This is a genomic window from Sanguibacter massiliensis (assembly GCF_900240335.1).
GTDB classification, from domain to species: Bacteria; Actinomycetota; Actinomycetes; order Actinomycetales; family Cellulomonadaceae; genus Flavimobilis; species Flavimobilis massiliensis.
The window spans coordinates 1,864,827-1,877,083 of record NZ_LT964979.1; the positions used below are offsets into that span (position 1 = coordinate 1,864,827).

General features: G+C 70.2%; 12 protein-coding genes. 3 read left to right on the plus strand and 9 right to left on the minus strand.

Annotation, left to right across the window (positions count from 1 at the left end; genetic code table 11):
* Positions 1-51 precede the first annotated feature (51 nt).
* The 6 genes from C1729_RS08715 to C1729_RS08740 all read right to left on the minus strand — a co-directional run bounded on the left by C1729_RS08715 (position 52) and on the right by C1729_RS08740 (position 6,873).
* On the minus strand, positions 52-999 hold the full coding sequence (locus C1729_RS08715; protein WP_102509597.1) for a sugar phosphate isomerase/epimerase family protein: 948 nt from the start codon (positions 997-999) through the stop codon (positions 52-54).
* Entirely contained in the window at positions 996-2,117 is a 1,122-nt protein-coding gene (locus C1729_RS08720) for a LacI family DNA-binding transcriptional regulator (RefSeq protein ID WP_102509598.1), read from the minus strand. Before C1729_RS08720 ends, C1729_RS08715 begins: the two co-directional genes overlap by 4 nt.
* 67 nt (positions 2,118-2,184) lie before the next feature.
* A complete protein-coding gene (locus C1729_RS08725) occupies positions 2,185-3,264 on the minus strand; it encodes an ABC transporter permease (RefSeq protein WP_207204586.1) in 1,080 nt (359 codons plus the stop codon).
* A complete protein-coding gene (locus C1729_RS08730) occupies positions 3,261-4,262 on the minus strand; it encodes an ABC transporter permease (protein WP_102509599.1) in 1,002 nt (333 codons plus the stop codon). The genes C1729_RS08725 and C1729_RS08730 overlap by 4 nt, the downstream gene beginning before the upstream one ends.
* Positions 4,259-5,797 carry a sugar ABC transporter ATP-binding protein gene (locus C1729_RS08735; RefSeq protein ID WP_102509600.1) on the minus strand — a complete coding sequence of 513 codons (1,539 nt, stop codon included), beginning with the start codon at positions 5,795-5,797 and terminating at the stop codon, positions 4,259-4,261. The genes C1729_RS08730 and C1729_RS08735 overlap by 4 nt, the downstream gene beginning before the upstream one ends.
* 65 nt (positions 5,798-5,862) lie before the next feature.
* Entirely contained in the window at positions 5,863-6,873 is a 1,011-nt protein-coding gene (locus C1729_RS08740; protein WP_207204587.1) for an autoinducer 2 ABC transporter substrate-binding protein, read from the minus strand.
* A 294-nt stretch (positions 6,874-7,167) separates the two neighbouring features.
* Here C1729_RS08740 and C1729_RS08745 point away from each other — a divergent pair, with 294 nt between their 5' ends.
* Together C1729_RS08745 and C1729_RS08750 are read left to right on the plus strand one after the other, a co-directional pair.
* On the plus strand, positions 7,168-8,055 hold the full coding sequence (locus tag C1729_RS08745; RefSeq protein ID WP_102509601.1) for an NAD-dependent protein deacetylase: 888 nt from the start codon (positions 7,168-7,170) through the stop codon (positions 8,053-8,055).
* Complete coding sequence (locus tag C1729_RS08750) at positions 8,052-8,879, plus strand: tyrosine-protein phosphatase (protein ID WP_102509602.1); 828 nt, start codon at positions 8,052-8,054, stop codon at positions 8,877-8,879. Before C1729_RS08745 ends, C1729_RS08750 begins: the two co-directional genes overlap by 4 nt.
* A gap of 105 nt (positions 8,880-8,984) precedes the next feature.
* Here C1729_RS08750 and C1729_RS08755 read toward each other — a convergent pair whose 3' ends face one another.
* Positions 8,985-9,854, minus strand: coding sequence for a sigma-70 family RNA polymerase sigma factor (locus tag C1729_RS08755; protein ID WP_165375463.1), 870 nt, complete (start codon positions 9,852-9,854; stop codon positions 8,985-8,987).
* 85 nt (positions 9,855-9,939) lie between these two features.
* Here C1729_RS08755 and C1729_RS08760 point away from each other — a divergent pair, with 85 nt between their 5' ends.
* A complete protein-coding gene (locus tag C1729_RS08760; RefSeq protein ID WP_165375464.1) occupies positions 9,940-10,707 on the plus strand; it encodes a hypothetical protein in 768 nt (255 codons plus the stop codon).
* Positions 10,708-10,864: 157 nt separating this feature from the next.
* On the opposite strand, the gene C1729_RS08765 is transcribed toward C1729_RS08760, so the two are convergent.
* Together C1729_RS08765 and C1729_RS08770 are read right to left on the minus strand one after the other, a co-directional pair.
* Positions 10,865-11,269, minus strand: coding sequence for a heat shock protein transcriptional repressor HspR (locus tag C1729_RS08765; protein WP_277985809.1), 405 nt, complete (start codon positions 11,267-11,269; stop codon positions 10,865-10,867).
* 5 nt (positions 11,270-11,274) lie between these two features.
* Positions 11,275-12,249: a DnaJ C-terminal domain-containing protein gene (locus C1729_RS08770; protein WP_102509606.1), complete on the minus strand. Its 975-nt coding sequence runs from the start codon at positions 12,247-12,249 to the stop codon at positions 11,275-11,277.
* Positions 12,250-12,257: the final 8 nt, after the last annotated feature.

The following is a 12,257-nucleotide window of genomic DNA, read 5'->3' on the forward strand; positions in this document are numbered from 1 at the left end:
GTCACCGACGCGCTGACACCCTCGCCTCCCGCAGCCCGGCTGCGGCAGCTATCACGACGCGAGCACGACCGCCTCACGCTCACGGAAGTACGACACGGTCCGGTTGACGAGCGCGTCGAGGCGCGCGGGATCCGGGAGCGCCGTCCGCGCCGCGTACGGGCCTGCGCCCGGCCCGAGTGGCTCCGGTGTGACGAACCGCCCGGGCTGGTTGTGGCCAATGAGGTAGAGCGCCATGATGATCGCGTCGAGGTCCATCGAGCCCTCGCCCAGCGCCCGACGGTTCGAGTCCGCCATGTGCAGGTTGACGAGGCGGTCGCCCGCGCGGAGCACGGCATCGGCGATGTTCCGCTCCTCCGACTGCATGTGATAGACGTCCCCATTGATGTGCTGCACACCGGGATGGTCGACGGCCTCGATGTAGGCGACCGCGTCGTCGACGGTGTGGACGAACGACACCTCGGCCGAGCGGATCGGCTCGATAGCTCCCTTGATGCCGTGCTCGACGAAGACATCCGCCGCACGGCGCAACGCATCGACGGACCGCGGCAACTCGGAGGTGTCGTAGGCGTCCGGACGCCCGACAGCGCCAGGCACGACGAGCAGGTAGGCGCCACCCACCGCCGACGTGAACTCCACCTCGCGGCGTATGTAGTCGATGGCCTCCTGCTGCTGGACGGGGCGGTTGCTCGAGAGGTCGTTGTCCTCCGAGAACATCCCGCACACGCCGGAGACGGCAAGCCCGTGGCGCGCGAGGGTTCCGAGCGTCGCGTCGACCTCATAGCCCAGGTCGGCGCCGTAGTGGTTGCCGTGCAGCTCGATGTACGAGAGCCCCGCGCCCGCAAGCCGGGCGCACGAGTCCTCGAGCGGCTCGAGGCCAAAACCCCAGTTGGACCACGAGAGATCCAGCGGCCGAGAGAAGCGCTCCGGATCCGCTGCGCGTGCTGCGTCAAAAGCCTCGCGAATCTCCGCGTGCCGCTGCTCGAAGACTTGCTGTGTCATGAGAGTTCCCGCCCTTCTGGCGTCTGGAGGTTGTGTGTCGTACCAGTGGTCGACCCCCGGACCACGACCACGTGGTCGAGCGGGGTCGGAGGCAGGATGTGCGTGCCGGACTCGACGGCGTCGATGAGGAGCTCCGCTGCACGCCGGCCGATCATCTCGACCGGCTGCCGGACGGTCGTGAGGGGGACCGCCAGCACGCGGGCGACGTCGACGTCGTCGAATCCCGTGAGTGCCACGTCCTCGGGGACGCGTCGTCCCGTCTCCTGCAGCGCCGCGAGCGCACCGGTCGCGGTGTAGTCGTTGATGCACATGATGGCGTCGAGGTCAGGGAAGCGTTCGACGAGGGTTCTGGCTGCGGCCCGTCCACCTGCCATGTCGGGAGCCGAGGCCATGATCTCGATCGGCTGAGCAAGGTCGCTGAGCCCTGCGCGTCGCACCGCATCCCGGACGCCGCGCATGCGGTTCTCGTGCTGGATCGCGCGTCCGGGCCCGTTGATCACACCAATCCTGCGCCGGCCCGTGGCGATGACGTGCTCGGTCAGCTCGGACATCGCCCGTCTGTCGTCGACGCCGATCCATCCGAGATCGGGGTGTGGGGAGCCTTGCGCAACGAGGACGAGCGACATTCCACGTTCCTGGAGGCGCAGCAGCGGACCGACATCATGGCGCGCGGTCGAGACCGCGATCCCGCGGATTCCGCGCCCGTAGAGAAAGTCGAGGCTCATCTCCTCGCGAAACACGTCCTGGTCCGAGCTCGACGCGGTCACCGCGTAGCCGCGGTCGGCAGCGGTCGAGCTCATGTGACGGGCGACAGAGGCGTAGAACGGGTTCGCGAGGTCGAAGAACAGGCCGCCGATCGACTCGACGCGGCCGGTACGCAACGACCGGGCGGTCGCGCTCGGCACGAATCCGAGCTCCTTGATGGCAGCGGAGACGCGTCGTGCGAGCTCGTCGCTGACGATCTCCGGCCTGTTGAGCGCGTTCGAGACGCTTGCCACCGAAACCCCGGCGCGCGCGGCGACGTCCTTGATGCCGACGGTCGTACGCCGACGTCCACGCGACCCGGTGGCAGCTGGTTGTTCGCCCTTGTTGTTGATGTTCTGCACGTCTGTCTCCATCGATCCCACGCGGTCGCCCCGGCCACCTTGTGCGGCCGGGACGACCCCGGGCTGCTGGTTGTCGTCGTTACTGCCGCAGTCCGTATCGCCGTGAGGCGAATGTATTGAGCAGCACGGCGCCCACGAGCACGAGGCCCAGGGCCAGCAGCTGGATCCTCGGCCCCATCGAGCCCTGGAAGGAGATGAGGATCACAGCGTTGAGCCAGACGACGAAGAGTGCTGCGAGCACCGTTCCGCCGATCCGGCCGATTCCACCGGCGATCGCAGCCCCGCCGAGCACGGCGATGGTGATCGCGGGCAGCGCCATCCCGTTGCCGGCGATGCCAGCGTCGGGCCGAGCCGACGCGAACTGCGCGACGTTGACGATCGCGGTGAGGCCCGCGAGGAGGCCCGACGCCGCGTACGCGGAGGTCCGCGTCAGCCGCGTATCGATCGCCGAATACCGCGCCGCGTTGTCGTTCGTGCCGATGGCGAAGAGCGAGCGCCCCCACCGGGTGCGGTTGAGCGCGAACCACGCGAGGATCGCGACGGGTAGGAGGACGGTGAGCACGTGCAGGGGAATCGCGAGCACGCCGTCGCCGAGACCGTGGGTCATCGAGTTGAGCTCGGTGAGCGCAGGCCCCGAGAAGGGAGCGCCGTCGTGGCTCACCATGGCGATCGAGCCGAAGGCGTAGCCCGTCGCGAGGGTCGCGATGAGCGGCGGAAAGCCGAGATACCCGACGAGGTAGCCGTTGGCCGCGCCCATGAGCGTCGTCGCGACGAGCGTGATGACGGACGCGAGCGGGACCGAGAGCTCGAGGCCGACGACGAGGTACCCAAAGATCATCCCGCCGAGCGACACGACACCCCCGACCGACAGATCGATCCCGCTCTTGCCCGAAAGGATGACAATCGTCTGCGCGAGCGCCAAGAGCGCAAGCGGGACGAACGAGATGAGCGACACGGACAGGTAGCTGAGCGTGAACGGGGCGACGAGCGCCGCGGACGCGTCGAGCACGGTCGCCGTGAGGATGAGGGCGACGATGAGCACCGCGAGGAGCAGGACGCGGTCGGTGAGGAGCCGGCGGCCGATCGCGGCGAGGACGGAGACCGCCCGAGATCCCGCCGTGGGCGCTTCGCCCTGTTCAGTGCTGGTCGTGATGGTCACAGCCGCGACCTCCTGTTCTGACGGACGAGGTCGATGCCGACCGCGAGGACGATGAACACTCCGACGAAGAGATTCGACAGCTGGGACGAGAGGCCGAGCAGCGTGATCGCGCTCGTCACCGTCCCGATGAGCACGGCGCCGAGCAGGGTGCCGACGACGGTCCCTCGGCCACCGAGGACCGAGGTGCCACCGATGACGCACGCGGCGATCACCTGCATCTCGAGGCCAATGCCGACGTTCTGCTGGACGAGACCGCCCGAGCCGAGCTGGACGAGCGACGCGATCGCCACCATGGCGCCGACGCTCACGTAGACGAGGAAGAGGCGCATGTTGACGCGCACGCCCGCGAGCCGTGCAGCGTGCTGGTCGTTGCCGATCGCGTAGATGTGCCGGCCACCCGCCCAGTAGCGCATGTACGCCCACTGGACCGCAACGAGCAGGAGCGTCAGCCACATCGCGTTCGGGATTCCGAAGGTCACGGCGGTCGACGACCCACCGATCGGGCGGAAGACGTCGGGAACACCGGCGATCTGTGCGTCGCCGAAGACCTGGAGCGCGACGAAGCGGAAGATGTTGAGCGTTCCGAACGTCACGATCATCGGATGGATCCGGCCGAAGACGATGAGCGCGGCGTTGACGGAGCCGAGGAGGCAGCCCACGACGAGCGCGATGACGACCGCCCCCGCAAGGCCCGTCCCGGAGTCGCGGATCATCGTCGCGACGATCGCTGTGACGATCGCGAGCTGGGAACCGACGGAGACGTCGATACCGGCAGTCACCATGACGGCAGTCATACCGACACCGATGATCGCGACGGGCGCGATCGCGTAGAGGATCGTCCGGATATTCGCGCCGGTGAAGAACGTGTCCGTCATCAACGACAGGACGAGCCACAGGACGGCGATCACGCCGATGAGGACGAGCTCCTGACCTTCGAGGACCGGGCGACGCGCCGATCGCGCACGGATCGGCCGCGCGGGCGCAGTTGTCTGGCTCATTCTTCGACTCCCTCGGTCGGGGCGACGGGGTCGGCGTCGCCGGACGCGGCCGCGAGGAGGTCGGACGCTGGCGCCCCTCGGTCGAGGATCGCCCCGACACGCCCCGCATGCATGACGATGATCCGGTCACAGAGCGTGCGGATCTCCTCGAGGTCCGTCGAGACGACGAGGCACGACGCTCCGTCGCGCGCGACCTTGAGGACCAGCCTATGAATCTCTTCCTGCGCACCCACGTCGACGCCCTGCGTCGGCTCCTCGAGGATCGTCACCGCAGGCGTCTCGACGAGCTGCCGAGCGATGACGACCTTCTGCTGGTTGCCGCCGGACAACGTGCCGATGCGCGTCTCCGGGGACGTCGCCTTGATGCGCAAGGTCGACATGAGCTCGTGCATCGTCGCGCGCTCGCGCTTGGCGCTCATGACGCCCAGCGCCGACGCGAAGTGCTTGAGGTGGCTCGACGCCATGTTGAACGTCAGCGACTTGTCGAGGAAGACACCGTCCCGCTTGCGGTTGCCCGGGGCCATCGTCATCCCCGCCGCCTTCGCGGCACGAGGCGAGCGGAGGCGCCGTTCGCGTCCGTTGACTTTGAGCGTCCCGGACCTGGCCGGGGTGATGCCGTAGAGGGCGCGCGCCACCTCGTCCGCGCCGGACCCGATGAGCCCGTAGATGCCGAGCACCTCGCGCTCGTGGAGCGTGAAGGAGATGTGACGCAGCGACTTGCCGGCGGCGAGGTCCGTGACCTCGAGCACCGGGCGTCCGACCCCTTCCGAGGTGACGTCGACGGTGCCGAGCTCGTGTCCGACCATGAGCTCGGCGATCTGCCGCGTCGTCAGTTCTCGGGTGTCCCGCGTCGCGACGACCTCCCCATCCCGCATGACCGTCACCCGGTCCGAGATCTTGCCGAGCTCGTCGAGTCGGTGACTGATGTAGATGACGCCGGTGCCCGCGTCCCGCATACGCCGGACGACGGTGAAGAGCATGTCGATCTCGCGGTCGGAGAGGATCGCGGACGGCTCGTCGAGGATGAGCACCTTGACCTTCGTCGCGAAGGCCTTGGCGATCGACACGAGTTGCTGCTCGCCTACCGGCAGGTCGGCGACATTGCGTCGCGCGATCGACGGGTCGAGCCCGAGCATCTCGAGCAACTCGATGCCGCGCCGGTCCTGCTCGTCCCACAGGACACGTCCGCCCTGGGTCAGCTCCCTGCCGAGGAAGATGTTCTCGACGACGGAGAGCTCACCGAACAGGCTCGGCTCCTGGTAGACAGTCGAGATGCCCGCTGCGAGCGACGCCTGCGGGTCGCCGGGGGCGACCGTCGCGTCAGACACGGTGACGACGCCCTCGTCGGGCGTCTCCGCGCCGGCGAGCATCTTGATGAGCGTCGACTTGCCGGCGCCGTTCTCGCCGACGAGGCCATGCACTTCACCAACGCGGATGTCGAAGTCGACACCGCGCAGCGCCCTGATTCCGCCGTAGGACTTGCGCATCCCGCGGGCGGAGAGCAGCACCGCGCGCGGCTCCTGACTGATGGTCATCTCTCGCTCACCTCGTCGTGGGTCGGGCCCGGGGTGCGTGTCACGCACCCCGGGCGAGGGCTCGGTCAGTAGTCGTAGTCGCCCGCGTTGTCCGCCGTGAGGATCAGCGGGTCACCGAGGAGCAGGACCTTGGAAGCGGCGTCGTACGTGACGCCCTTGAGGCGGCCGACGTCGAACGGCTGGCCGTCCGACGGGAACGCGATGCCCTGGGCGGCCTGCCACCCGGCCCAGCCGGTGAGGTACCCGTGGTCCTCGACGTTCCAGAGGACCGAGGCGGAGGAGGAACCGTTCGTGAGGAACGGAAGCATGGCCTGCGGGGTGCCGACGCCGACGGTGCGGACCGTGCCGGTCTTGCCGGCCTCGTCGACGGCCTGGGCGATGCCCGGGGCAGCGGTCGTGCACGGACCGATGAGTCCGCTGAGGTTCGGGTGCGCGTTCATGAGGTCCTTGGCCATGGTGACGGCCTTGGCCTGGTCCTCGTCGGCGTAGACCGTGTCGACGAGCTTGAGGTTCGGGTAGTCAGCCGCAGCCTTTGACTTGATGACGTCGATCCATGCGTTGAGGTTGGCTGCGGTGCGGCCGCACGAGACGATCGCGAACTCGCCGCTGTCGCCCATGGCGGTGGCGAGCTGGTCGATGAGCGCGCCGCCGATCCCCTCGGTCGAGGCCTGGGAGACGAAGAACTCGCGGGCTGAGCTCGCGGCGTCGGTGTCGGCGGTGAACGGGACGATGCCCGCGTTCTTGGCGTCCTGGAGGACCGGCGCCATGGAGTCGGGGTCGTTGGGTGCGACAGCGAGCGCGTCGACCTTCTGCTGGATGAGCGAGCGGGCGACGTCGGCCTGTGCGGCCGGGTCGGCCGTCGTGGCACCCGAGTAGACCCAGGTGAAGCCGAACTCGGTTGCGGCGTCCTTGCCGCCGCTGTTCATCGCCTCGAAGAACGGGATTCCCTGGATCTTCGGGATGAACGCAACCTTGACGCCGTCGGCGCCTCCGCCGCCCGTCGGCGTCGTGTCGCCTCCGCTGTTGCCGCACGCGGTGAGCGCAAGCGCTGCGACAAGGGTGGCGCCGGTTGCCATGGCGAGGCGAGCGGTCCTGTGGTTCCTGCGCATCATTGCATGTCCTTCCCCGAGGCGAGAGCCTCGGACTCATCGTTGAGCTATCGCCCGGGGGCGGGCCGCGGGCATCGACGCTCGCAACCTTTGAATCGTTTCAATCTCGCGAGGCATCTTCGGAGCGTCGATTGAAACGTTCTAATGCCATCTTGCACGACGCGATCCGATAGCGCAAGGCCTTCGTCGACTCGGGCTACATCCCGGCAGGCTGCGTCGTGGGTCACTGCGCCACACCCGCGCCCGGCGTAGCGTCACGGGATGCCTGTCTCCCGTTCCCGCCTCGACGACCTCGCCGCGCTCATGCGCGGTGCGCGCACGCTCGTGCTCACTGGCGCCGGGCTCTCGACGGACTCGGGCATCCCCGACTACCGCGGGCCCGGGTCGACGCCACGCAACCCCATGACGTACGAGCAGTTCATCAGCTCCGAAGGGTTCCGGCGGCACTACTGGGCGCGGAACCACGTCGGGTGGAAGCACATGGCCGCGACGCGCCCCAACGACGGCCACCGCGCGCTCACGGCCCTCGAGGCGGCCGGGCGTGTCACGGGCGTCGTCACGCAGAACGTCGACACGCTCCACCAGCGCGCCGGAACGCGCACCGTCGTCGACCTCCACGGGTCCTTCGACCGCGTCACGTGCCTGACCTGCGGCACCGTCGTTCCACGTGAAGCGCTCGATGCTCGCCTCACAGCCCTCAACCCCGGCTTCCGCGAGTCCCGCGGCCCCGTCGGGGACATCGAGATCGCGCCCGACGCCGACGCCGTCATCGAGTCGACCGCCGGGTTCGTCGTCGCCCCGTGCGACACGTGCGGCGGCGTGCTCAAGCCCGACATCGTCTACTTCGGTGAGCAGGTGCCGCGCGAGCGCGTCGAGCGCGCGTTCGCGCTCGTCGACGACGCCGACGTCCTCCTCGTCGCGGGGTCCTCGCTCACCGTGCACTCCGGACTGAGGTTCGTCCGCCACGCCGCCCGGCGCGGGACGCCCGTCGCGATCGTCAACCGCGGCGCGACCCGCGGCGACGAGCACGCGACACTCCGTCTCGACGCAGGCACGAGCGAGACGCTCGTCGGTCTCCTTCCCCACCTGCTGCCCGTGCCCGCACGCCCCGCGACTCCCGCCGCCGTCGGTGGGAGGATCACGGCATGAGCGCCCTCGACCTCTCGACCGTCCTCGGCTTCGCCAACCTCCGCGACGTCGGCGGGCTCGCAGCCGGGTCCTCGACCGTGCGGCCCGGCGTCCTGCTCAGGTCCGACGCGCCCGGTCCGCTCGACGGGTCCGCGCTCGACGCGCTGCGCGCGGCCGGCGTGCGGCACGTCCTCGACCTGCGCGACCTCGAGGAGGCCTCGCACCAGCCGACGCCCTTCGCCGCCGCAGGCTTCGAGGTGCGCAGCCTGCCGATCTTCGCGGGCTCGGCGCGCTCGTTCGCGACGGTCGGCACGTCGCTGCGCGCGATGTACGTGAGCATGGCCGCCGACTGCGGCACGACGCTCACGGAGGCGGTGCGGTTCGTCGCGGCGCCCGGTGTGCCTGGGGCGGTCGGCACCTCCAGGGGCGAGATTCCCGGGACCGAGGGTGGCGCGACCGACGTTCGCAGGTCCACGGCCGACGGGTCCGCGCCGGGCGGCGTGCTCGTCCACTGCACCGCGGGCAAGGACCGCACCGGCCTCACGGTCGCGCTCGCGCTGCGGGCCGTCGGCGTCGCGCGGGACGACGTCATCGCGAACTATGCCGAGACCGAGGCGCGCCTGCGCGGGCCGTGGCTCGACGCGAAGCTCGAGCTGCTCCGCCGCTTCGTCGGCGACGACGCCGAGTCGTACACGGAGGTGCTCGTCACGAGCCCTGCCGAGGTGCTCGAGGAGTTCCTCGACACCGTCGAGGACGGGTCGCGGGAGGCGACGCGCCCCTACCTGCGCGCGCACGGCATGAGCGACGACGACCTCGCGCGACTCGAACGCCGCCTCCTCACCTGACCGCCTCCTCACCTGACCCACCCCTCACCTGACCCGCCCCCTCCNTTTTTTTTCTGAGGCGTGTGACGAGCACGGAAATCAACGCGTAAGGGGCCGTCGGCAGCGTCAGATGGGTATAAGGGACAGCCCTGCAGCCCCAGCCGCCGACGCACCCGCACCCGCGACGACGAGCGGCAACCCACCGAGCGCCGCCAGGCCCAGCAGCCCGACGACGAGCGGGGCGACCGTCGCCCGCATGCCCGCCGCCAGGTCACCGAGCTCGAGCGCGACCGCCCGGCATCGCCCACAGTCCTCGAGGTGCGCCTCACCACGCGTCGCCTCACGACGCGACAACCCGCCACGCACGTACGCACCGAGCTGCGCGTTCATGCGCGCGCACGCGTCGTCGTCCGCGACGTCCGCGAGGTGCGCCTGCAGGTACGCCTGCCGCAACCCCTCACGCGCGCGGTACGCGAGCGCCGACACCGCGTTCGGCGTCATGCCGAGCGCAGGAGCGACCTCCGCCGGCGACACCCCCTCGATGTCCGTGTACCAGAGGACCGACCGCCACCGCTCCGGCAACGCCTGGAACGCACGCGCGACCGTCCGGTCCTCGAAACCCTTGAGCGCCGGATCCTCCGACGACGCGAGCGGGCCCACCGCCGACTCAAACACACGGTCGTCGTCCGTCGGTGCGGCCCGCCGTCCCCGCTCGAGCATCTCCACCGCACCGCGACGCACGACTGTGAAGAGATACGCACGGAACGCGACGTCCGGGCCCTTGCCCGCGTTCAGCACCCCGAGCACCTTCTCGAACGCGCCCGCCACCGCGTCATCGGCGTCCGACTCCGGCAGATACCGACGCGCGACCGCCGTCGCAGCCGCCGAGTGCCGCGCGAAGAGTACACCAAAAGCGGCCGTGTCGCCCCTGCGCACGGCCGTGATGAGCTCAGCGTCTGACTGGACGTAGTCCCCGACAGCGACGTCCTCGCTCACGGCACCACCCCCTGACGGATCTGCCACGCAAAAACAGGCTACGGGTTTCGCGTCATGACCGCGAACCTCCCCCCTCTCATGGGGTATGACGCACCGCGAACCACACGCCCACGCCGAGGAGCTCCACCTCCTCGGCTCGTGGCGAACCCGCGCGCTCGACACCGTGTGGCGCCACCCCGGCGACTGGTCGCACCCCGCGACCGAAGCCGTGGTCGAGGCGTTCGTCAACGGCACCGACCCCGCCGAGGCCGTCCGCCGGCTCGGCGAAGCACGCGCCCACGTCGGGGTCACCATGTCCGAGACGATCGACGACCTCATGTGCCTGTTCCGGGCTGTCGGGCTTCCTGCGGAGCCCGAGCTCGTCCGGGAGGTCGCGATCGGATGGGCCACCGGCACCGAGGTCGAACCCCAGACGGGCTGCACCGACCCCGTCACCGGTCTCCGCACGCATGGCTACCTCGTCGCCCGCTTGCAGGAGCTCTACGACGCGCCCGAAGGTGCTCGCTCGTGGGACGCGCACGCGCTGCTCGTCCTCGACGTGCGGCTCGACGGCGCGTCGACCCTCACAAGGTTCCGTGCCGGAGCGATCGTCGGGTCCGTCCTCCTCGACGTCCTCGGAACGGGTCACCCCTCGGCGCAGCTGCGCCCAGGGCTCTTCGCGATGCTCGTCGACCGTGCGACCGCACCCCGCACCGTCACGACGGTGCGGGCACGCGTCGACGCGATCACCGCCGAGCGGTTCTCAGGCTTCGGCCTGGAGCCACAGCTGCGATCACCCGCACGCACATGGCTCGAGCAGCTGCCCGACGACGCGACGCTCTGCCCGTCCCTCGTGGAGAGCCTCACCTTGTAGATCTGGCGCGGCCGTGCGCATCAACCGGTCCGGGGACCGTCGACACGCACGGGGCGCGTCGAGGTTCGTGCGTCGTCAGGGGGTGCACGAGCCTCGGGGGCGCGAGAGGCCCGGGAACCACAGGTTCCCGGGCCTCTCGCGTTGCCGGGGCCGCGGCTCAGCGCCGCGGCCGCCACACGACGAGCGTGCCGCCCCGTCCGGCCGGCGCGGGCTTGCCCCGCGGGACGGCGACGATGTCGCCCGACGCGTCCGCGGTGAAAACCCGGTGCCCCGGGTCCAGGGCCGTCGCGAGCATCTCGACACGCCCGCGGAGCACCCGAACCTGGTCCTCGAGGCGGAGGATGCGGCGGATGCCCGCAAGGTTGATGCCTTCGTCCTGGCTGAGGCGCTGGATGGTGCGGAGCTTCTCGACGTCGCGTGCGCTATACCGGCGACCGCGGCCGGCGGTGCGGGACGGCACGACGAGCCCCAGGCGGTCGTACTGACGGAGGGTCTGCGGGTGCATGTCGGCGAGCTCGGCGGCACGGGAGATGGGCAGCACGGGGACGTCGGCGGCATCCACGACGCTCACTCCCTCGCGCGGGCCATGAGGTCGCCGCGCACGTCCGTCCCTGCGGTCGCGTCACGGAACGCCTCGACGGCCTTGCGGGCGTCGGCGGAGAGGTTCTGCGGGACGACGACCTGCACGGTGACGAGCAGGTCCCCAGTGGTCTTCGCGGCCTTGACGCCACGGCCCTTGACGCGCAGCACACGGCCCGACGGGGTGCCGGGGGCGACCTTGACCTTGACGGTCTGGCCGTCGAGCGTCGGGACCTCGATCTGGGCGCCGAGCGTCGCCTCATCGAACGTCACCGGGACGGTGACGCGCAGGTTGTGGCCGTCGAGCGTGAACACGGGGTGCGGGCCGACCGTCACCGTGATGATGAGGTCGCCAGCGGGTGCGCCGCCCGTGCCGGGGCGGCCCTTGCCGCGCAGCCGGATCTTCTGGCCGTCGCGCACGCCCGCGGGGATGCGGGCCTTGATCGTGCGGTGCTCAATCTCGAGCGCGACCTCGGAGCCCTCAACGGCCTGCCGGAACGGCAGCGTCACGGACGTCGTGAGGTCGGCGCCCTGCTGCGGGCGCGGTCCGGCGCGGAATCCGGCGCCGCCACCGCCATTGAAGAGGCCGCCGAGGATGTCCTCGAAGCCGCCGCCCCCGCCGAAGCCCTGGCGGCTGCCGGCCGCGCCGCCGCCGAACATCGAGCCGAACATGTCCTCGAAGCCGCCCGCGCCAGCGCCGCCGGGGCCCGCGGAGAAGCGCGCGCCACCGCCCATCGCGCGGATCGCGTCGTACTTCTCGCGCTCCTCGGCGTCGGAGAGCACCGCGTAGGCCTCGCCGATCTCCTTGAAGCGCGCCTCAGCCTTGGGGTCGCCCGCGTTCTGGTCAGGGTGGTACTGGCGCGCGAGCTTGCGGTACGCCTTCTTGATCGCGGCCGCGTCAGCGTCCTTCGCGACGCCGAGGGCGGCGTAGAAGTCCTTCTCGAGCCAGTCCTGTCCGGTCAACGCGGTCC